Genomic DNA, 21,356 nt, shown 5'->3' with positions numbered 1-21,356 from the left:
AATTTGCATTCAAAGGCAATTGTATAGCAATGGGAAAAGAATTGAATCGAATAAAAGTAGTACTGGTTGAGTGTAAACGGACGAATAAATGGCTGGCTGAACAATTGGGTGTAAATCCGACTACCATATCAAAGTGGTGTACCAATACAACGCAGCCAGATTTGTATACTCTGAATAAAGTCGCAGATTTACTTGGCGTTGATGTGACGCAGTTGTTACTTAGTAATCGGGTGGAAAGCCATCAAACAGTACACAGTTATGAGTAAATTTACGGAAGCAACACGGGTTCAGATGCCGGCAATGGTGCATCTTACCCGGTTAGGATATTCATATTTCGGTAAAATACATGAGGATATGAATGGTATTGTTTATGATGGCGATACAAATATTCTTCTACAAGTATTCGAGCTGCAGTTCAAAAAATTGAATCCCGGACATGAAGGAGAGTATCTTCAAATTCTGAAAGATATAAGAAAAGAACTTAACGATGATGATCTTGGAAGGGGATTTTACAACCGTTTGAAATCTGTATCTCCTGTAAAGTTGATTGATTTTGACAATATCAGCAATAATACGTTTCACTTTACAGCAGAGTTTACATGTAAAAATGGGCAAGATGAGTTTAGACCGGACATAACTTTATTTGTCAACGGATTGCCTCTTTGTTTTGTAGAAGTAAAGAAACCCAACAATCATGGCGGGATGGTGGCTGAAAGTGCCCGGATGAATAGAGAACGATTCCCGAATAAAAAGTTTCGTCATTTTATCAATATCACGCAACTGATGATATTCTCCAATAATATGGAGTATGATACATTAGGTGGTATTGTTCCGATACAAGGTGCATTTTATTGCACTGGTGCGCGTTCGTATTCTCCATTCAATTGCTTTAGAGAAGATAATATAGGAAGTCAAAAAATAGCCTCTTTCCATCAGGATTTTCCTTATCAAGATATAGATAAGGAGATTGAAAAGAAAATTTTATCTGATTATAACTGCCAAGTGATTCATACCAGCCCAGAATATCAAACCAATCTTGGCTATAATACTCCGACCAACAGGATATTGACTTCAATGTGTTCTCCTGAAAGGTTGCTTTATATTATAAGATATGGAATTGCATATGTGAAAACCGAGAGGGAAGTTGATGGAAAAATAGAGTCTACCGACCAGAAACACATCATGCGCTATCAGCAATTATTTGCATCGTTAGCGATTAGAAAAAAGTTGTCAGAGGGCGTGAAATCCGGTGTTGTTTGGCATACACAAGGAAGTGGAAAAACAGCATTGTCATATCATTTGGCTTATATTCTTAATGATTTCTATGCTCATCAGAATAAGGTCGCAAAATTCTATTTTATAGTTGACCGCCTTGATTTGTTGGAGCAGGCTACACAAGAGTTTGAGGCAAGAGGACTTGTTGTCAGCACTGCCAATTCAAGAGCCGAATTGATGGCTCAATTCCGTAATAATCAAGCGCAGCAAGGAACTAGCGGTCAAGCAGAAATAACAGTTGTAAATATACAGCGTTTTGCTGAAGACAAAGAAAAGGTGCGTATAAGTGACTATGCAACCAATCTTCAACGTATTTTCATTCTTGATGAAGCGCACAGAGGATATAAACCCGGAGGATGTTTTCTTGCCAATTTGTTTGAGGCTGATACGGATGCCGTTAAAATTGCCTTGACTGGAACACCTCTTCTTAAAGAAGAACGTGCTTCCTGTAAGGTCTTCGGAGATTATCTTCACACTTATTATTACGATAAGTCTATTGCTGATGGTTATACATTGAAAATCATTCGCGAAGATATAGAGACGTCATACAAAGAGCGATTGTCTGACGTTTATGATAAATTGGAAACGCTGGTACAGAAAAAGGATGTCAGGAAATCCGAAATCATTGAGCATCCGAATTATGTAAATGAATTGGCTCGCTATATCATTACGGATTTAAAAGAGTTTCGTAAGATTCAAGGTGACAACTCCTTAGGAGGTATGGTTATTTGTGAAACCAGTGAGCAAGCCAGAAGACTTTACGATGTATTCCAAGAAGAGTGGGATAAATATAAGCCTAAGCCAATAAAGATAAAATTGTCGGATGGCTCATATGTGCTCGGAGAGCCTGAAGTTGATTATGCTTCTAAATACAGACCTCTTAAAGCCGGTATAATTCTTCATGACACTGAAGATAAAGAGACACGTAAACAGATAGTCAAAGACTTTAAAAAGAATATGACTATAGATATTCTTATAGTCTTCAATATGTTGCTTACCGGATTTGACGCTCCTCGTTTGAAACGCTTATACTTTGGACGAAAACTGAAGGATCATAATCTTTTACAGGCGATTACACGTGTAAACCGTCCTTATAAGGATATGCGTTATGGCTTTTTGATAGACTTTGCCGATATAAAAAGGAATTTTGACGAAACGAACGAGGCTTACCTGCAGGAACTGAATCGCTTTAATGATGTAGATGAAACCGGAGAAGGTAGTGCGACTGATACTTTTACTCAGGTTATCGAAGATAAAGAGGAAATCATCAGTCAGATGAAGAAAATCCGCCAGAGTCTATTTGACTATTCATACGACAATGCAGAAGAGTTCTCTTCGGAAATCTCAACTGAAGAGGATAAAGCAGTGCTACTTGATTTGAAACACGCATTGGTAGCCGCTAAGAATATGGCCAATATCGTACGCACTTTCGGCGATGACGATATGAAGGAAAGATTTGCCAAATTGGAGATTACGAAGTTGCCAGAATTGTTGTCTGAAGTTCAGCATCGCATCGATGTCATCAATCAAAAGGAGGCTTTCAGCGTAGGCGAAGAAACCAAAATGCTAATCAATGAAGCTATGCTTGACATTGAGTTTAACTTCTCAAAAATAGGTCAGGAAGAAATGCGTCTCATTGCTGGTGGAGTGGAACTTAAAGAAAAATGGCAGCGTACCATTACTTCTTTTACTCAGAACTTTGACCAAGATGATCCGGAGTTTATCTCCTTGCGTGAAGCCTTTATGACAAGGTTTAAAGAGCATGGCTTTGTTGTAGATACCATAGCCAAATTTAATGAGGAAACCAAAGCTTTGGATGATATTATCAAACGGTTGCAAGACCTTCAGAAGCGAAATACGGCACTGCTCAAAAAATATAAAGGCGATGAGAAATTTGCTCGTGTGCACAAACGTATCCGCGAGGTCAATAAAGAAAGGGAAGAAAAAGGCCAGAAACCGATGTTTTCATTCCTTGATGATGAAATCATGGCTATTCTGAATATCATTAAAGAAGATGTCGATGCGAAAGTATATGACCGCAATGATATTTTGAAGAAGGATGCCTATTTCAATCGTACTGTAATGTCACTTATCAATGGATGTTTGTATCATTTCCCTCAGATAAGGCCTGAAATGGAAGATTACAAGTTTATCCAGTCGAGAATATCCCAACAATATATCAATCAATATAACGCCACATATGGCGTGGCTTAACGATTATGTCTGCAATTAAAGAAAATACACTCCAGCTTATAGACAGCTTGAAAGCAACTTGCCAAACCTATGGAATGGGTAATGACGGTAATGAGTATAAGATCATCACTCAGGTATTTTTGTATAAATTCTTGAATGATAAATTCGGCTATGAGATCAAGAATGCCAAGAGCAATATTGCCGAAAAACTAAATAGTGATGTAAAATGGGAAAAGGCTTATGAAGCCTTATCAGATGATGAACGACTGCTTTTGCAGAGTGCGATTTCTCCGGATGTGCCGATGCTGGAGCCCTATCACCTTATCGCCAATCTTTGGAATCAGCAGGGGAAAGGAGACTTTGATACTATCTTTGACTCGACAATGACGGATATTGCCGAGAAAAATGCAGATGTATTCTCCACTCAGACTACGGCAAATACCAAGATACCGCTTTTTGAACCGTTGACGCAATTTGTGACGGACAGTGCACAACGTGCTCCCTTTGCGCGAGCTTTGGTGGATAAACTCGTCAACTTCTCATTTGAAGAAGCGTTTGCTCAAAACTATGATTTCTTTTCCAGCATCTTTGAGTATCTGATTAAAGATTACAATACAGCTGGCGGCGGTAAATATGCAGAATATTATACGCCCCATGCCATCGCAACTATTATGGCGCGATTGCTTGTGGGTGATAACGCTGATTTGCATAGCATAGAATGCTATGATCCATCTGCAGGTACAGGTACACTTTTAATGGCTCTCAGTCATCAGATAGGCGAAGACCGTTGTACTATCTTTTCGCAAGATATTTCGCAGCGAAGTAATAAAATGCTGAAGTTGAACCTGTTGCTTAATGGTTTGGTCTCGTCACTTGATAATGCCATTCAAGGAGATACATTGGTCAATCCATATCATAAGAGTGATGATAAACAGCAACTTCGCCAGTTTGACTTTGTGGTCAGCAACCCTCCATTCAAAATGGACTTTTCGGATACAAGGGAAAAGATTGCTGCAATGCCTGCTCGTTTTTGGGCTGGTGTGCCCAAAGTGCCGGCAAAGAAAAAAGAATCGATGGCAATATACACTTGCTTCATTCAGCACGTTATCAACTCTTTGAAAAAGTCCGGTAAAGGAGCTATCGTTATCCCAACAGGATTTATAACAGCTAAAACCGGAATAGAGAAGAATATTCTCCAAAAGATTGTAGATGATAAAATTGTATATGGCTGTGTTTCCATGCCAAGTAATGTATTTGCCAATACCGGAACGAATGTGAGCGTTCTGTTCTTTGATAAATCGGCGACAGCAGACTGCGTTATTCTTATTGATGCCAGCAAACTTGGAGAGGAATATAAAGATGCCAATGGTCTGAAAAAGGTTCGCTTGAGTGATGATGAAATCGAGCAGATTATCCGTACATTCCAGAATAAGGAGGCAGTGGAGGATTTTTCGGTTGCCGTCACTTACGATGACATCAAAGAGAAGGGGTATAGTCTTTCAGCCGGACAGTATTTCGACATCAAGATTGACTATGTAGATATTACCGAGGAGGAGTTTAATTCTCGCATGGAAGAATACAAAAGAACGCTTACGGAACAGTTTGCTGAAAGCCATCGTTTGGAAACAGAGATTATGAGACAACTTGATAGCTTGACTTTTAATCCCAATATCAGATAAGCTATGACGAATGAAATACAATTTTTGCTTTATAATCTTCCTGAAGAAGAAGGTAAGGTACAGGTCGTCATAAAAGATGAAACTATCTGGAGTACGCAAAAAGCGATGGCGCAGCTCTTTGGAGTTGGAGTCCCAGCCATTAGCAAGCATCTGAAGAATATCTTTGAGGAAGGGGAGCTGATAAAAGAAGTGGTTGTTTCCAAAATGGAAATAACCACTCGGCATGGGGCGATAGAGGGAAAGACACAGATTTCCTCGGTTGATTTTTATCATCTTGATGCCATTATAGCCGTTGGGTATCGGGTTAATTCTGCAAGGGCAACACGTTTCCGTCAATGGGCGACCAAGATACTCAATGAATATATCCGGAAAGGGTTCGTATTGGATGATGACAGGCTAAAACAAGGGACAACGGTATTTGGCATAGACTATTTCCGGGAGTTGCTTGAAAGGGTACGTTCCATCCGTGCAAGCGAACGCCGCATTTGGCAACAAATTACGGATATTTATGCTGAATGCAGTATCGACTATAATCGCACTTCTCCCACAACAAAGGAGTTCTATGCTATGGTGCAAAACCGCTTTCATTATGCTATTACAGGACAGACGGCTGCGGAAATCATATATACTAAGTCAGATCATACCAAAGATCACATGGGCTTAACCACATGGAAGAATGCACCTGATGGACGTATATTGAAATCGGATGTGTCAATAGCTAAGAATTATTTGCAGGAAAAAGAAATCCACCAGTTGGAACGAGCTGTCACTTCATATTTCGACTATATCGAAAACCAAATTGAGCGACAGAATACTTTCACGATGGAACAGTTTGCCGCCAGTGTCAATAAGTTCCTGACATTTAATGACTATAGGATTCTTCCTGACAAAGGACGTATCTCTGCATCGCAAGCTAAGGCAAAAGCTGAAGGTGAATATGATATTTTTAATAAAACTCAACGGATAGATTCTGACTTTGACAAAGAAATCAGAGCTATGTTGAATGGATAGAGAGCTGTAATGGAAAAAATATCTCCCAAATATCAAATGTCATTGGTTAAGTCTATTAATGACAAACTGTTTGATATATATCGAGGATATGCTGATGTCGAACAGTATATTCTAAAGTGGCATGAATATGATGAGTATGGAAATTGGGAAAATTTTAGTATAATAAAGAAGAAATCAAAAGATGGTCAAGATGTTATAGACGCTTTAGCAACTCTTCATCCAATGGATGGAGAATTGCTGCTAAAGATTGCAATAGATTTAGGACTGGAAACTCCCGACTATATACCATGTATACCTACTTTCAAAAATGAACTAAAGTCGAGTTATGAAACTGCTAGCCAGACTTTTGAAAAAGCTTTCAGAAATGTTGAAACAGATCCAAGTCTAGCGATAGGGCTTGCGAATTCTGCATTAGAGAGTATTATTAAGGAGATACTTAAAGATTCGAGAATTCATATCTCATGGAATGAAAAGGATACTCTTTCAAATTTGATAAAAAGTATATGTAAGGCTTTTAAATTAACCACAGATGTGAATCTTCCAAATGAAATAAAGACACTTTCCAGTTCTTTGATGAATGCTTGTAAAGCTATTGATGATTTGAGAAGTGACAAGACAATATTTCATGGAAAAACGGATTCAAACTATTTAGTATCAGAACCTTTTTATGCTTATTTTATCGTGAATTCAGTGTCTGCTGTCGGATTATTTTTGCTAAATTTCTATAAACAAAAATATCCACCTAAGACCATAGTTATAAACGCTGATGATGATTTACCATTTTAATGAATAGAAGCAAATGCAGAAATATAAATTAGGCGATATCGCCACAGTTGAAATTAGCGGTGTAGATAAAAAAAGCAAAGAAGGGGAGTTGTCTATAAAATTGTGCAATTTTACAGATGTGTATTATAATTGGGCTATTACATCTGAAATGGAAATCAATTTTATGGAAGCTACGGCACGCCCCAATGAGATTGAAAGATTTAATTTGCGACGAGGTCAAGTAGCTTTAACGAAAGATAGTGAAACACGTTATGATATAGGTATTGCTACTTATATAGCAGATAATTTTGATAATGTCGTTTTAGGCTATCATAACGCTCTTGTTATTCCGACTCCAGATAAATTAAGTGGGAAATATCTTAATGCATTGCTACATACAGACTATGCTAGAACATATTTTTCCAATAACGCATCTGGAAGTGGTCAACGATATGCTTTATCTATTGATGCTCTGAATGATTTTCCTGTACTACTTCCTACTCTCAAAGAACAAGAAAGAATAGGGACAATATTTTCATCAATAGATAGAAAGATTGCTCTTAATCGTCAGATAAATGATAATTTACCGATACTTGACCGTTCATCAGCAAGGGAAGAAGCTCATCGCGCTGCTTAGTAAGTGCTGCGATTTCTTTTTTTAGTATAAGCTGCTTATCTGCTATTCCATTTTGTAATTCAATCCATTGTTTATAAGCGTCTTTTGCTTCAATAATAAGAATTGGAAATTTACAAAGGTCATCCCTTGAAACTTCTTTGAAGGTCGTGCCAGAACCTAATTGTTCTATCTGCTTGATATGATGTTTTATGTAATAGTACAAAAAAATGGAATCTTCCATATTCTTGGGAATAAAGCTCTTGAAACCTTGATTTGTACAGACATTATGTTTTGCGATAGACACAAGACCAATTGGAGCACGACTTGACATAAGTACAGAGTTTACTGGAAGCATACTTGTACTGCAAGAATCAAAGCCTTGTTTGGTTATATTTCGCTCCCCTTGGTACACGAATTTTGATTGTTGGTCTGATAAATCCTTTGGAGTTATCCACACAATATCACCTCCGTAATTTGCTTCATCAGCAGTTGAAGGAGTTGCACCATTCTTGATTTCAGCAAAGTCTATTAAGTTTTTGACTTGCCAATCAATAGGGATTTCTCGCTTTAATCGTTTATTATAGACCATTTCACCACCACTTGACTTATAAGGCCGTCCGTTCTCATCAGGAAAATCGAACTGCACAAACCAATAGTCGTAGAGTTGCTTTGCCATCGCCTCTAAATTATCATTTATCTGACAATTAAGAGCTATTTTATTGGATATATCAGTTATCAGTTTGCCGATATTCTTCTCTTGGGTGGATATCGGTAATTCATATCTCATAATTTGCTCTTTATCTCCACGAGGCATTTTACTTCCTTTTGCCCCCTTCATAGCATAGACAAAAAAATTATCTTGGAGTAGGACAGAATATAGAAATGTTGGAAAGTGCCCTTGTTTTGCTCTGAAAACTAGGACATCAGTAGAACACCCACCTTCTATATCAGCTAGCCAAATTTTTTGGAGATAGGGGCGAATATTGCCAACTAATATATCTCCAGGTAGAAAATGGGTAAGGCTACACTTCATTGGAGGAAGATTCTGCGCAATTGTTCTTCCTCGTTTATTTTGTAAAAGTGAATCCGTAGTAACGTATTCATTTATAGAAATACTATCACTGCTAATTCTCTGGTCTACATATATTGCTATATCGGATAGTTTCATTATGCTCTGTTTGGAATGCAAAGATAGCTTAATTTGAGCATAATATGGTAATATATTGTCTGATTATATTGAGTTGCTAACCGATATATTTTCTGTGTGCCAGCTTGACATTGGTCTGATTTACCATTGCATAGTGTAATGTGGTGTCAATCTTGACATGACCAAGTAGTTTCTGCACTTGTTCAATAGGCATTCCTTTGTCAATAGCTAAAGTCGCCAATGTTCTTCTGAATTTGTGAGGATGAACTTTTGCAATATTTACTTTGCGACCGAGCAAACGAAGACGAACTTCCACACCACTAATCGTAAGGCGAGAGTGTGGCTTTGCTAAAGAGACAAATAAAGCAGGATTGGAATCTGTACGGCTGTTTAAGTAATTCTGTAAGTGTATTTTAGTGCGAGCATTGAAGTAAACTTCTCGCTCTTTATTCCCTTTCCCAAATACAACACATTGCCTTTCATGAAAATCAATGTCTTCACGATTAATATTTACCAATTCGCCTACACGTATGCCTGTGCTGGCTAATAAATCTATCATTGCCAGATCCCTGATTTCAAGACAGCTGTCCCTAAGTGTTTCTATATTTTCATCTGTTAGAACTTCCTTTACCAATGTCTCAGTGCGTACCTTACGAATGCGACGAACCGGACTTTTAGTTATATAGTCCTCATCCTCAAGCCAAGAGAAAAAAGATGAAAAGATTCTGCGCATGTTGTCAATGGTCATTCGCCCGACCTTGCGCTTTTCCTGATATTCGGACAAGTAGCATCGAATATCATTCGTGGTTATTTCTTGAGCCGCTTTTTTTACAGAGAAGAACAACATATTGATTGTGGACTGATAGTAGTGCAATGTTTTGTCAGAACAACCCTCTATCTTCTTGGCTGATAGAAAGGATTGCAATAAATCCGTAGTAGCTTTTGTGCGCAGTTCCTCCTCTGTTTCATGCATTACAACATCATAGTCATTGAATTTTTCGACTATCGTATCTTCCAACATTTGTAGCTGCTCTCCTGACAAATGGGGTTTCATGCCATCTATAATGGCTTGGATTAAAATTGCTTTCATATCTATATCACATGTTTTTGGTGTATAATATAGATAATATGCAAAAGATATATGTGTAGCTGCTAAATGATAATTTACCGATACTTGACCGTTTATCAATAAAGGCAAAAGTTCGTTTCGCTGCTTAGTAAGTTCCACTATCTGCATTTCATTTTTCTTAATCATTTGAAATAACGGTGTTATTGTTTCATCAAATTTTGCAAGGATACCTACATCAGGCTTTATCAATGAAATTGAATACAATGTAGATGAAGTCATGCTCGGTACTCCTGTCCCAGAATCCCATCGTGTAAAATCAATATCCTTAATTGAATAAAATACGTATTTTGCACAATGTGATTGTTTCATCTCAGAATAGAACATTGTATCAACAGACCAAAAAGCATCATTAACATACATAATATTATTTAATGACCCCTTACGAGGCATCAGGATAGATTCTCCCAAATATAGGTAACTATCAACCTTACGCATTTCTCCACCACTTCCATATACAGGGTATATTCCATTGCCTAAATGTTTATGGTCACGCCCATTTTTGATAATGAGATAATATTCCAAAGTGCAGTTTCCCCATCCCTTAGGAATCTCTCGTTTCAACTTTTCATTCCACACCATTGCTCCACCACTTGACTTATAAGGCCGTCCGTTCTCATCGGGAAAATCAAACTGCACAAACCAATAGTCGTAGAGTTGCTTAGCCATCGCCTCTAAATTATCATTTAGCGACATTATCGTGGTTGTCAATGATATACTTATACAGAGAAAAAATGTTAGAAAGGTCGGTAACACTCTGATTGCGTCGGAGTGTTACCTTCTTATTATTTTAACTTGTCAAGCAATTTAGGAATAGTTACCGCTATACTAATCCCCAAAACAGCCATAAGAATGCAACCAGTAATAGCCTTCCAAATCAATCCGGAATGCAAAATCTCTGCATTAGTCACTATCATGCAGACGAAAAAAGAAGATAGGGCGACCAGTATTATAATGGTAATATAGAATGCGGTAGCCGGGACGGGAATGAAGCTGGCAGCTTTCTTAATCCTCCGCTCGGCTTCTTTGCATTTGTTCTCTATCTGGCCGACAAAATTACAGAGAAGGGTAGCCCCGAATTTTAGAGCCAGGTTCTGCATTTCGTCTGAAATGTATGGTTCACACTTCTGGATGGATTCGGACAGGTTTTCAACTTTCGTTCGCAACTCATGCACATTGTCATTCAGTTTGGCCAGTTCCTTTACGTTTAAATCAAGCAGTCGGTTTTCTTCCTCTAAAAATTCGTTGTGAGGATTGCTTTTTACCGTCTTAGCTTCATTCATTTCAGCTGTGAAATCAAATTTCTCCCTCATAGCTTATCGTTTTAATCCTGTTTTAGGTTTCTTCCCTAACGAACGGCTGGCGGCACGAGCGCATCTGCGAGCCCATTGCAAATCGTCTTCGTCCTTGTCTCTCAACGGAAGGTCGCTTTGTGAGCCTCCACCACCTCCACCGGTTGTTACGTTGGGGGTATCTATCAGTCCGACAAATATAGCTACTGCCATATCGGTAAGTTCCTGACAGTTGGCAATAAACCTGTAATCAAATTCGTCATTGAAACAGTCAAGTACTTTTTCCGGGATATAGAATCTGTAATCCTTACCTTCATGGCTGAGGGTATAGGAAATCATATCCTGACTATATGTGAGATATTGGGTATAGTCAATAGGAGCAACCTTATGTATCGCTACCTGTTGAACGGTTTTGGGGGTATTATTATCAATGAAGGTAGCTGGCTGATGGTGCAGTTTCTTCCATGTTGCAGGAAGTTTCGAGACCATCAGGTTCCTGCCGATTCCTAATTCGGAAGCCTTGTATTTGGTGTTTCCATTAATGAGGGCATATCCACGAAGAATACCTTGCTTGTCCTCTCGTTCATGCACGACGTAGCCTTTCCGGGCAAGAGCATTCTTGTACTCATCCCATGACCACGATGGCATTGCTTTCAACACCTCCATACAGTCACGGTTCACTTGTGGAATGTTGCGATTCCGGATTTGTGCCGCAGTCGTCCAGCCACGTTTCTTTGCCACTCGCTCGGCGGCACGTTGCGCTCGAAGATGAATGTTATGGTCGTTGTTGATATTGCCATTTACTGTGATTCGCCGGTAATGTAACGGAGGTCGTTGATGCCGTGCGATATGGCTTTGGCTTTTGCAATCATTCTTCTTCGGATTTAAGGTTGGACGGAATTTTGTTCTTCTCTTTTACAGCATTCAGGAATTGGCAGACACTTTCGGCTACATTGCCAAGCTCCTTGAGCCAGTTGACCATGAACGGAATCTGATTGAACATTGCCATGCGCTGCTTTGTGGACATTCCGTGTAGGGCGGAGGTGTATTTTACGAGGTCTGCCCGACAATCGTCCAGATTCTGCAACAGGGCTGCTTCTTCTTTCGTAAGTCTCGCTTTGGGCTTGAAGTTATAGGCACACGACAATAGGTAATCACTTATGGTCATACCGCATTGGGTAGCCATTGATTTTATATACTCTTTCTGAGTAGGAGTGACTTTCGCTCCGATGAAGACGTTTCTGGTTTCTTTAGAGGAGTTCGATGTATTTTCAATATCTTTTTTCATTTGAATCATTGTTATAATTGTGAATAGGTGCGAGCTTGCGAGTACCGCACCGGCGAGGGAACTGAGCAGGCGAGTGCCAGTGTACAACCGTAACGTAGTGAGGTTATACCTTGGCATATCTTGCAACAGATACCTGTTGATGCTTTCCGGCACGCCATATTGGATGTGCATACAGAATCGGCAGACGGATTTGAACCAGAAACTAAGATATTCATCTAAAAGAGGGGGGATAGAATGAATACCTTGTGTGCAACCCCTGACTACTTTGCTTTATTCTTATATATACGCTCCTACAGTAAAGTAAAGTTGAACTCAGTAATGGTATTCGGTATTAACCTTATATTCTTTCCCCTCTTTTATCACCATTCGTTTATTACCGAGAAATGTGGCTACCTTGACCGCCTTGTTATGACCGAGCTTTACATTCTGCAATCCGTACCCCTCTTTCAAGCGTTCCAGATACTCATCGTAACTGCTGATGTTTTCATTCGCAAAAGCGGCATCCAATGCTGCGCGATGTACATTCTCTGAAATTTCCTTGTATGGATCAAACGGTTTTTTGGTCGGTCGTCCGATCTTCTTTTCTTTGTGCAGATAAGGTTCTACCAGTTCGGGCAGAGCTTCTTCGTTTATACGGAAAGCGAAAGGTTCAAACTCACGGTCGCGGATATGCACGGCTTCGACCACGCTTATAGTCTTGTCCTCTTTATCCACCTCGATCTGCATGATGGTTTCCGCTTTATTGTTGAGTTCAGTGCCGATGTGACCACGAGCATGTTCATCATTTTTGTTTTGATGAAGTACTGTATGGATGTGAATCTGTCTGTCGTCCGTCCATTGCATGAATTTGGAGATGATATCGGTAGATTCACCGGGAGAATTGATGTCATACAGGAAATCACGAATGCCATCTATGATGACCAATCCCAAATCCGGTATTGTGCCAATGGCTTGTTCGACTATCGCCAGACGTAGTTTAGGGGAAAACTTACGCAGAGCCAGCATGAGCAGATTATCCGGCTTCTTGTCTTCCGGCAATTCAGCCAAACGTAGGATTCGTTTCAATATCTGCTGGCAATGATGTCGTCCTTGCTCCGTGTCAATGTACAGAATATTCCGTTTATTATCGGGAAAAGTAGACCGATAATGAAGAACGGTGCTGTTTCTCAATGCCGATGCGACAATGGCCGATACGTTAAAGGTTTTCTTGCTTTTGGCTTTTCCGATGGACGCACTGAAGTTTCCCAATGTGCCGATAACAGCATCGTCTACCATCAGCACCACTGGCGACTGCTCGTAGGTATTCGTCACGCTCACGATTGACTCCTCCACATAAACCGCCAATTCTTCACATGAAGGAGTCGTATTGTCCGCCTTCTCCATCTTTACCAGTTTTTCGGGTTCGGTTTACGACGATGGGATGCGAGCAAGGATTCATTCTCGTCCTCGAAACTTTGCGGAGCCGGATTCTTACGGGAAGATTCCAGCCATCTGTCCAGTTCGTCACGATAGATGTAGAGATGTTTTCCTTGTTTTATAACCGGAATATCGTCCTTTTTGACCTTGTAATAAAAGGTTGACAACGGCATTTTAAGATAGTTGCAAGCCTCCTGTACGGTCATGGGGACGTGCGTGTTCTCTTTGGTTTCGTACTGCTTGGAAAGTTTTTCCGTCAGCAGGTTTTCCATGCTTGCGATTCTGTCGCATAGTTCGCCTACCACAGTCGGCAGGTCGTTGAATGTCAGTTGGTCTTTTCCCATATTATACTCTTTTAATCGTTTAATATGCTGCGAACCAACTCAATGAAACCTTGCAGAACAATACAGACCGGATTAATTATTTCGTCTGCATGCGTTTTTTTAGTCTGAGTTACTATTATCTGTTTCTAAATGGAAGCGATAATCGCCTTTATCGGGCACGTCAATAGGAATCTGACTTGGAACTTGATCCCGCAAATTAAGTTTGAGATATTCAAGAGTTGCATTTTCGAGTTCGTGAGGAAATGAAGACTTGATAAAAACGGCTCTTTTTGCCAATGATACTCCTAAGCGTTCACCTACATTCCATGCCAGATGGCGAAGTCCCGGTGATCTCAGCGGATTATCTATATTGGAGCGAATGGGCTTGTATAAATCAGATCTATCACAAGCCATATACTCAATATTGGAAATGAGGATTGCAATAGCTTTTTTAGACAGATAGGGTGCGGTTTTAATAGTTACATATTCACGAATAGCATTCATGACTTCTACTTGTTTTTCTGCTTCTTTCTTTTTGATGTTCTCTCGTATTGTATCATAATTATCTATAACTGAATTATTGGGCTGTTCAATAGTTTGAATTTCATCTGCACAATCGGTATTTATTTCGAAACCAGAGTCAGTAATAGTTGGAGATTGCTGGTCAAAAGAAAAATTGATTGGATTCTTCGTCAGCCATGTGTAGAAAAATCGTTGCAGTAGACCGCACAATAGAATTGTAACCACAAGGCCTATTATAACTGGAGTCGTTATTGTTGTGGTATTAATTTTGTGATAAGTGAATAGATAAGTGTCTACTGCCACATAGGCAATTACCAATAATGCAAGAATAAAACTTATCCTCTTGGTCCGAATTTGAGTATTATTTGTCATCTGCTGCAAGTATTTGAAATGGTTATATGGCAAAGTTATGTGCTATATTCCAGATATATATAATTAGTGATGACGAATCGCTCAATATTTGTAAAAAATAACGGTTAGAGTATGATTTCAGACTAAAAATCATACTCTAACCGCTTAAAAATAGGGATAAGTGGCTGTTAGTCCTTCCGTGTCAAGGTAATCTTCTTGCTAGCTTCACGTTTGTTGGCATCCACGACTTTGATATACCTTTGAGTGGTGGTGATACTCTTGTGCGCCATGATGCTCTGTATGGTACGGATGTCTGTTCCTGCTGCCGCTTGCAGAGTAGCAAATGTTCTCCGATAGGAATGGAAGGTTATATTTTTGGTGATTCCGGCAGAACGAATCCACTCTTTCATCGGAATTTGCGTCCAACTACGCATAAGTCCCTTGAATACCAAACCTTTCTTTTCAGAACTATAGCCTATCAATCCCAATGCTTCTTCACTAATAGGAATGATATCTTCCGCTTTGTTTTTTTGTGTAATGATATGTACGCATTTCCCTCCGGCTGAATAGTCTACAATATCTTCCCAGCATAGTGCGAGAATATCACTGATACGTAAACTGGTCATACATGAAAACAGCGATGCTATTTTTAGAATGGGCTTCTTGCACGGTGTTTCAGCCAACTTGTACAATTCATCTACAGACAGATACTCCTTGACTACATCCTCCGTTTCAATCTTATCCAAAAAATCATTGACATTGGTCTTTATCATTCCATTGCGGTAGAGTATTTTCAGGAATCCCCTGAAGGTAGACCAGTATCCCGATGCGGAATTTCGTGTTATGCGTCCGTTACGTCTCAGTTTTTTAGCCGTGAGCAGATATTCCCGAAACTTGTTGCAAAGGTCTATGTCAATCTCTTCAAAAGTACATTTACCATGTACGAAGTTGTTGAAATGCAGATAGACAAACTCCCATTTCTGGTCATGCTTACGGAGTTGTTTGCGATAATGCTCCAAGAAGTCTGCCTTGAGTTTGTACTTGTCAAAGAAGTCATACCGTTCATTGACAACTGACTCGAACCTGCGGCAACGGATGGCTTCGGCTTTCTCGGTCATTACCTCGTTGAAATTCTGTTCCCGTTTGTTTCTCGGATTGGCATAGACATAGATGCCAAGCGATTCATGACGGATAACTTTCATAGTCTCTTTGTCTCGATACCCAGGATAATAATCTAAATAGAAAGACATCATTCTACCTTTTAACGGACGTGTTCTCAACGTTACTGTTTTACATTCATGCATACTAATATATTTTTATGGTTATTATTAATTCGCTGGCAAAACTCTGTAATGTAATCATGCAGATTGCATACAGCAGAGATTAATTTTTGAATAATTAATGGATAGCGACAAATTAGATTATTTGTGAACACCCATAACCCTGTCAAACTCTACTTTTAGGAATCGGACGAACCGTCCGTTCTTCTCGCGATTGATCTGATGGAATTGCAGAATGCCGTAAACCGAGTCACGAGAGAGTTTGAATTTCTCCATCGCCTCCTTGACGGTGTAATATTCCGCTTTGCTTTCCTGTTCTGAACTCTTTGAGAGGTCGAAGTGGAGCTTCGAGTAGAATATCTGCCCATGTTCCTTCTTGGATGGGATATTGTTCCTATACACTTGCGAACGAATGGCGACACGTGTCATGCCGTACTTCTCCTGAATTTCTTCTGGGGTGTACCATTCGGTCAGGTCGGAATCCACCTCGTATTTGGCAAAGGCAGCATCAATATGTTTTTTGCTATAATAGTTGAACTGGCGAATACGGACTTTGGGGATATTGTTCTCTCGTGTATATGCCCAAATCCATTTTTGCGATACTTTGTACTTTTCGGAAATTTGCTCGGCAGTGTAGTACTCAGTTATATCAAGATCGTCTTTTACTCTTCTTCGTTCATAGGGGCGGGTTTTGAGCATCAGTTCAATATCGGCTCTGCGAATGATTGACATCCTTGCACTGATTCTTGAAGCTCTTAACTTATCTTCTTTGACGAGTTTATAAATGTATTGGCGAGAAACGCCCATCAACTGTGCGGCTTGTGCAAAAGTAAAGTAGTCTTGATGGTCAAGTTTACTTTTGACTTCTATCAAATCCTGTAACTCACGAAGTTCGAGTCTTCGTTCTCTCATACGATGTTTGTAGCCTTGACTGGCACATTGGTGGCTACAATAATTAGTGGTAGTTTTCTTCGCAATGAATGGCTTACCACACCATTGGCAAATTCTTTTTACTTCCATGTTGTTTTCTCCATATTTTTAGTGAAACCATATAGTTTTAATTTCGCTTTTTGTCTACTTATGTAAACCATTGTCAACACATGTTGTAGACTACCTCAGTGTGACATCGGGGACAAACCCCAATTTGTGTCACGGTAGAAATATGATAGAAAAATATGGATAAAAACCGTTACTACCAAATAAGGATTAGAAAGTGTTAAAATAGAAAAGTCGCTGAAATACAGCGACTTTATTCTAAATGATTGTAGTTGGTAACGGCTGTTTACAAGCCATCACTTGCCGATGCAAAAATGCCGAAATATATTCCCCAACACCTGATCCGTCGTAACCTCTCCTACGATATCCGATAAATGGAATATACACTCCCGTAAATCTTGCGAGATGAAATCCCCGGAAAGGCTGGAGTTCAAACCTTCTTGTACCCTATGTATAGCTTCCAGCGCATGCGTAAGTGCCTCGAAGTGGCGGGCATTCGTTACGATGATGTCGCTTTGGTGGAGGGTGGGGATGGAAGAGACTTCCGTGAGGAGTTGTTGTAGCTCTGCGATATGCAGCTTGCCTTTGGCGGAAATAGCGATTTGATGCCAGCCTTCGGTGGGGAAAGAGAAGGTTGGGAGAGAGGATGCGGGTAATACATCGCATTTGTTCATCGCTAAGATAACAGACTTATTCGTTAATCTCGGAGCTATTTCTTGATAGAAAGCCTCGAAATCCTTGAGGTCACGGGTTAAGTCGTACATGAGGATGACGATTTGCGCTTGGTCTAGAGCCTTGAAACTACGTTCAATACCAAGAGCTTCGATCGTATCGCTTGTTTCACGGATACCGGCGGTGTCGATGAAACGGAAGAGCTGGCCGTTGATATTGATCGTATCCTCGATAACGTCACGGGTCGTTCCGTGGATGTCGCTGACGATCGCTTTATCCTCGTTCAACAAGGCGTTTAGTAAAGTAGATTTGCCGGCATTCGTCTCACCGATGATGGCGACGGGAATACCGTTTTTGATAGCGTTACCTACGCTGAAAGATTGGGCGAGTTTGGAGATGACCTGTTCGATATGATCCGCAAGCGTGCGAAGCTCGCTACGATCAGCGAACTCTAATTCCTCATGGTCACTGAAATCCAGTTCCAGCTCCATGAGAGAGGTGAAATGGAGCAGCTGGTTCCGAAGTTCGGCAAGTTCCTTGCTGAAACCACCTCGCATCTGGCTTAGAGCCAAACGATGTTGGCCAGCCGAAGTGGAGGCGATTAAATCCGCAACGGCCTCCGCTTGGCTAAGGTCCATCTTGCCATTCATGAAAGCACGTTGCGTATATTCACCCGGTTGCGCTATACGGCATCCGCTGGAGATAAGGGATTGCAGGATTTGTTGTTGGATATACGTCGAGCCGTGGCAGGTGATTTCCACCGTATCTTCCCCCGTGAAAGAATGGGGGGCACGGAAAACAGCGGCGATCACCTCATCTATGGTTTCGTCATTGTTACCGACGATGGAACCATACGTTAAGGTATAAGCCTTTTGGGTAGATAAACTCTTACCTGCCTTCTTCGGTCGGAATATCCGATCACAAATCTTGAAAGCATCCGGCCCGGAGACACGGACCACTGCGATTCCTCCTACTCCCGGAGCTGTAGATATAGCGCAAATTGTACTCATTCCGTCTATTAAACCGTTATTAATTCATACGCTTGAGAACCCAGTCCGATTTCTTCCGCATAACGTAGGCCGGCTTGCCAGTTCGTATCCGGATGAATCAAATGGAATTTATCCTCTCCCTCAAGGTGTTCGTGAGGATGAGTCTCGGCTAATTTATTACCTCCGATGATAGGAGCGTTGATAACCATATCGGCGCAAGCCTTATCCAAGGCCACCGGATCGAAAGACGCGGCGATACCCAAATCGGGGATGATGGCGGCATCGTTATGATTCCAGCAATCGCATTCCGGAGATACGTTCATGATAAAACTAACATGGAAATGGGGCTTGTCTGCTAATACGGCTTTCGTGTACTCGTCTATCTTGTAATTCAATCGCTCGGAAGTATCACCTTCGCCCATTACGGCACCGTCGTATTGGCAAAGAGCCACACATTGCCCGCAACCGACGCAACGCTCGTAATCAATTTCGGCTTTTCGGTTGTTATTCAAATGGATGGCATTGTGAGCGCAGTGCTTTACACAGATGTTACAGCCTTTGCAAGCCTCCGTATCGATACGGGGTTGTGAGGCGCAATGTAATTCCAGTTTACCGCCTACGCTGGCGCATCCCATCCCGAGGTTTTTCAGCGCACCGCCGAAACCGGCTTGCTCGTGACCTTTGAAATGGTTCATGGAAATGATGATATCGGCATCGGCGATAGCGGCACCGATCTTCGGGGCCTTGCAATATTGCCCGTCGATCTCGATTTCCCGGTAGTCCGTACCTTTCACACCATCAGCGATGATAACGTTGCAACCGGCGGACATGGGATTGAACCCATTTTCCATGGCGCTTTGAAGATGATCGACAGCGTTGGAGCGGCGGCCCGAGTATAAGGTGTTACAATCGGTAAGGAACGGTTTCGCGCCTAATTCACGTAACAGGCTTACCAAGCGAGCGGCGTAATTAGGACGAATGTATGCCAAATTCCCCGGTTCGCCAAAGTGGATCTTAATGGCTACAAATTGATTTTTGAAGTCGATATTGGCGATACCGGCACGTTTTACCAGACGTTCCATCTTATCCAGCAGGTTGCTGCTGGGGGTCGTGCGTAAATTAGTAAAGTAGACTTTGGATGTATTCATCTTTTTATTGGTTTAGTGTTGACAAAGGTACGAAAAACACGGAACATTTTTTATATTCGCGTAAAACAGATTTGTATATGGACTTGCTTCAGCGGAATCATCAGCTATTGTTGAAAGGAATAAATTGTACATTCCTGCGTTATTTGCATGCACGGATAGAGTGGGAGGATCGGTTAATCGGCATCTTCGGCTCTCGAGGGGTTGGTAAGACTACCTTGTTGTTACAGCATATTAAGTTGAAATTTGAAGATTCACGGGAAGCCCTGTATGTGAATCTGGATGATTTCTGGTTTGAGACACATTCATTGACCGATGCGGTTAAGGAGTTCCTGCAAGCCGGGGGGCATTATTTGTTTTTGGATGAGATCCATTTCTATTCGGGCTGGATGGAAGAGGTCTCAACTTTATTGGATGCCAACCCCGCCTTAAAGATTGTTTTCGCTACCACTTCTTTGTACTCGCAGACAGAGGTGCGGAACGGGTTAAGGCATGAGGCTGCTTTTTATACCATGCATCCGATGTCGTTCCGTGAATTCCTTTCTTACGAAAGCATTCTGGATAAAGATCCCATTCCGTTGGAGGATATCTTAGCGAACCATCATGATTTGGTGAAGGAGATCAATGCGGAGATGAATATTGTGCCGATTTACCGGAACTATCTGGAACATGGATGTTATCCTTTTTATTGGCAAGACCCGGATATGTATTATTTCCGTCTGCAAGAATTAGTGAGAAAAGAGATTTGCCGGGATTTGCCTTCGGTGGTTTCTATTTCGATGAGTAATCTGGAACGAGCTCAAAAATATTTTATGATGGTGGCTGAGTCGGCTCCTTTACGTCCGAAATCGATTGATGTAACCCGTAAGACAAATATGCTTCGTCAGCAAAGCGATAGCCTGTTGCGTTTCTTTCACGATGTGAGGCTTATTTATTACTCGGCAGACCAACTGGGAACCACTCCGGCCAAGCAGAAAGTCTTTATGGGGGATACCAACTTGCTGATCTCTTTTTTCGGAGATAAGGAGAATCGGCAATTGATGTGTGAAACCTATTTCTTAAGCCAGATGCGTTCCGTGGCGAACGTGGAATTCATGGAGAACGGAGATTTCTTGATTGGCGGTAAATATATCTTCGCCGTAGGTGATCCCTTAAGGGGATATGATCGTCTCCGCTTCGTACCCGACGCTTATGCGGCTATCTACGGGTTACCGAAAAGCGTGTTTAACCGTATGCCGGCATGGATATTAGGATTTAGTTATTGAGAATT

General features: G+C 40.9%; 18 protein-coding genes and 1 pseudogene. 7 read left to right on the top strand and 12 right to left on the bottom strand.

Features of this window, described 5'->3' with window-relative positions:
• Nucleotides 1-29: 29 nt before the first annotated feature.
• From ACYIA1_RS11395 to ACYIA1_RS11370, 6 genes are read left to right on the top strand one after another with little or no spacing between them, the layout of a single operon-like run.
• On the top strand, nt 30-266 hold the full coding sequence (locus ACYIA1_RS11395) for a helix-turn-helix transcriptional regulator (protein WP_220577227.1): 237 nt from the start codon (nt 30-32) through the stop codon (nt 264-266).
• Nucleotides 259-3,489: a type I restriction endonuclease subunit R gene (locus ACYIA1_RS11390; protein ID WP_480335307.1), complete on the top strand. Its 3,231-nt coding sequence runs from the start codon at nt 259-261 to the stop codon at nt 3,487-3,489. Before ACYIA1_RS11395 ends, ACYIA1_RS11390 begins: the two co-directional genes overlap by 8 nt.
• 5 nt (nt 3,490-3,494) lie before the next feature.
• A complete protein-coding gene (locus tag ACYIA1_RS11385; RefSeq protein ID WP_480335305.1) occupies nt 3,495-5,147 on the top strand; it encodes an HsdM family class I SAM-dependent methyltransferase in 1,653 nt (550 codons plus the stop codon).
• 3 nt (nt 5,148-5,150) lie between these two features.
• A complete protein-coding gene (locus tag ACYIA1_RS11380; RefSeq protein ID WP_220577196.1) occupies nt 5,151-6,158 on the top strand; it encodes a virulence RhuM family protein in 1,008 nt (335 codons plus the stop codon).
• Between the two features lie 9 nt (nt 6,159-6,167).
• A complete protein-coding gene (locus tag ACYIA1_RS11375) occupies nt 6,168-6,944 on the top strand; it encodes an abortive infection family protein (RefSeq protein ID WP_250738399.1) in 777 nt (258 codons plus the stop codon).
• A 13-nt stretch (nt 6,945-6,957) separates the two neighbouring features.
• Complete coding sequence (locus tag ACYIA1_RS11370) at nt 6,958-7,560, top strand: restriction endonuclease subunit S (protein ID WP_480335302.1); 603 nt, start codon at nt 6,958-6,960, stop codon at nt 7,558-7,560.
• Here the strand turns inward: ACYIA1_RS11370 and ACYIA1_RS11365 are convergent.
• The 12 genes and pseudogenes from ACYIA1_RS11365 to ACYIA1_RS11310 form a co-directional block, all read right to left on the bottom strand.
• Nucleotides 7,484-8,707: a restriction endonuclease subunit S gene (locus ACYIA1_RS11365; RefSeq protein ID WP_220577598.1), complete on the bottom strand. Its 1,224-nt coding sequence runs from the start codon at nt 8,705-8,707 to the stop codon at nt 7,484-7,486. The two genes, ACYIA1_RS11370 and ACYIA1_RS11365, sit on opposite strands and share 77 nt — an antisense overlap.
• A 76-nt stretch (nt 8,708-8,783) precedes the next feature.
• Nucleotides 8,784-9,740, bottom strand: a complete 957-nt coding sequence (xerA, locus tag ACYIA1_RS11360; RefSeq protein WP_408732698.1) for a site-specific tyrosine recombinase/integron integrase — start codon at nt 9,738-9,740, stop codon at nt 8,784-8,786.
• Between the two features lie 857 nt (nt 9,741-10,597).
• Complete coding sequence (locus tag ACYIA1_RS11355; RefSeq protein WP_480335300.1) at nt 10,598-11,125, bottom strand: hypothetical protein; 528 nt, start codon at nt 11,123-11,125, stop codon at nt 10,598-10,600.
• A gap of 3 nt (nt 11,126-11,128) precedes the next feature.
• Nucleotides 11,129-11,911 (bottom strand): annotated as a pseudogene (locus ACYIA1_RS11350) (relaxase); the annotation flags it as partial.
• A 61-nt stretch (nt 11,912-11,972) separates the two neighbouring features.
• The gene (locus ACYIA1_RS11345) at nt 11,973-12,392 is read right to left on the bottom strand and encodes a plasmid mobilization protein (RefSeq protein ID WP_178069328.1); all 420 of its coding nucleotides are present in this window, start codon (nt 12,390-12,392) and stop codon (nt 11,973-11,975) included.
• Between the two features lie 312 nt (nt 12,393-12,704).
• A complete protein-coding gene (locus tag ACYIA1_RS11340; protein WP_480335297.1) occupies nt 12,705-13,775 on the bottom strand; it encodes an AAA family ATPase in 1,071 nt (356 codons plus the stop codon).
• A 2-nt stretch (nt 13,776-13,777) separates the two neighbouring features.
• Nucleotides 13,778-14,152 (bottom strand): helix-turn-helix domain-containing protein, encoded by a 375-nt coding sequence (locus tag ACYIA1_RS11335; protein WP_118154164.1) that lies wholly within the window; start codon nt 14,150-14,152, stop codon nt 13,778-13,780.
• A 99-nt stretch (nt 14,153-14,251) separates the two neighbouring features.
• Entirely contained in the window at nt 14,252-15,025 is a 774-nt protein-coding gene (locus ACYIA1_RS11330) for a hypothetical protein (protein ID WP_480335295.1), read from the bottom strand.
• Between the two features lie 167 nt (nt 15,026-15,192).
• Nucleotides 15,193-16,308 (bottom strand): tyrosine-type recombinase/integrase, encoded by a 1,116-nt coding sequence (locus ACYIA1_RS11325; RefSeq protein ID WP_113748688.1) that lies wholly within the window; start codon nt 16,306-16,308, stop codon nt 15,193-15,195.
• Between the two features lie 117 nt (nt 16,309-16,425).
• The gene (locus ACYIA1_RS11320) at nt 16,426-17,304 is read right to left on the bottom strand and encodes a helix-turn-helix domain-containing protein (RefSeq protein ID WP_480335293.1); all 879 of its coding nucleotides are present in this window, start codon (nt 17,302-17,304) and stop codon (nt 16,426-16,428) included.
• 272 nt (nt 17,305-17,576) lie between these two features.
• Nucleotides 17,577-18,962 (bottom strand): tRNA uridine-5-carboxymethylaminomethyl(34) synthesis GTPase MnmE, encoded by a 1,386-nt coding sequence (mnmE, locus tag ACYIA1_RS11315; protein WP_122379862.1) that lies wholly within the window; start codon nt 18,960-18,962, stop codon nt 17,577-17,579.
• Between the two features lie 8 nt (nt 18,963-18,970).
• A complete protein-coding gene (locus ACYIA1_RS11310; protein WP_480335291.1) occupies nt 18,971-20,089 on the bottom strand; it encodes a DUF362 domain-containing protein in 1,119 nt (372 codons plus the stop codon).
• Nucleotides 20,090-20,166: 77 nt separating this feature from the next.
• Between ACYIA1_RS11310 and ACYIA1_RS11305 the strand changes: the two genes are divergently transcribed.
• Nucleotides 20,167-21,351: an ATP-binding protein gene (locus ACYIA1_RS11305; RefSeq protein ID WP_005854357.1), complete on the top strand. Its 1,185-nt coding sequence runs from the start codon at nt 20,167-20,169 to the stop codon at nt 21,349-21,351.
• Nucleotides 21,352-21,356 lie beyond the last annotated feature (5 nt).

This window comes from Parabacteroides sp. KHUB-02 (assembly GCF_056640955.1).
The sequence above is the reverse complement of the archived record's forward strand: the minus strand, read 5'-3'. Positions and strand labels throughout refer to the sequence as shown.

Coding starts and splice junctions, on each gene's coding strand:
- ACYIA1_RS11370 (WP_480335302.1), top strand. CDS start 6,958: ATGCAGAAATATAAATTAGGCGATATCGCCACAGTTGAAATTAGCGGT.
- ACYIA1_RS11375 (WP_250738399.1), top strand. CDS start 6,168: ATGGAAAAAATATCTCCCAAATATCAAATGTCATTGGTTAAGTCTATT.
- ACYIA1_RS11355 (WP_480335300.1), bottom strand. CDS start 11,125: ATGAGGGAGAAATTTGATTTCACAGCTGAAATGAATGAAGCTAAGACG.
- ACYIA1_RS11330 (WP_480335295.1), bottom strand. CDS start 15,025: ATGACAAATAATACTCAAATTCGGACCAAGAGGATAAGTTTTATTCTT.
- ACYIA1_RS11345 (WP_178069328.1), bottom strand. CDS start 12,392: ATGAAAAAAGATATTGAAAATACATCGAACTCCTCTAAAGAAACCAGA.
- ACYIA1_RS11325 (WP_113748688.1), bottom strand. CDS start 16,308: ATGCATGAATGTAAAACAGTAACGTTGAGAACACGTCCGTTAAAAGGT.
- ACYIA1_RS11365 (WP_220577598.1), bottom strand. CDS start 8,707: ATGAAACTATCCGATATAGCAATATATGTAGACCAGAGAATTAGCAGT.
- xerA (WP_408732698.1), bottom strand. CDS start 9,740: ATGAAACCCCATTTGTCAGGAGAGCAGCTACAAATGTTGGAAGATACG.
- ACYIA1_RS11305 (WP_005854357.1), top strand. CDS start 20,167: ATGGACTTGCTTCAGCGGAATCATCAGCTATTGTTGAAAGGAATAAAT.
- ACYIA1_RS11320 (WP_480335293.1), bottom strand. CDS start 17,304: ATGGAAGTAAAAAGAATTTGCCAATGGTGTGGTAAGCCATTCATTGCG.
- ACYIA1_RS11380 (WP_220577196.1), top strand. CDS start 5,151: ATGACGAATGAAATACAATTTTTGCTTTATAATCTTCCTGAAGAAGAA.
- ACYIA1_RS11340 (WP_480335297.1), bottom strand. CDS start 13,775: ATGGAGAAGGCGGACAATACGACTCCTTCATGTGAAGAATTGGCGGTT.
- mnmE (WP_122379862.1), bottom strand. CDS start 18,962: ATGAGTACAATTTGCGCTATATCTACAGCTCCGGGAGTAGGAGGAATC.
- ACYIA1_RS11385 (WP_480335305.1), top strand. CDS start 3,495: ATGTCTGCAATTAAAGAAAATACACTCCAGCTTATAGACAGCTTGAAA.
- ACYIA1_RS11335 (WP_118154164.1), bottom strand. CDS start 14,152: ATGGGAAAAGACCAACTGACATTCAACGACCTGCCGACTGTGGTAGGC.
- ACYIA1_RS11310 (WP_480335291.1), bottom strand. CDS start 20,089: ATGAATACATCCAAAGTCTACTTTACTAATTTACGCACGACCCCCAGC.
- ACYIA1_RS11395 (WP_220577227.1), top strand. CDS start 30: ATGGGAAAAGAATTGAATCGAATAAAAGTAGTACTGGTTGAGTGTAAA.
- ACYIA1_RS11390 (WP_480335307.1), top strand. CDS start 259: ATGAGTAAATTTACGGAAGCAACACGGGTTCAGATGCCGGCAATGGTG.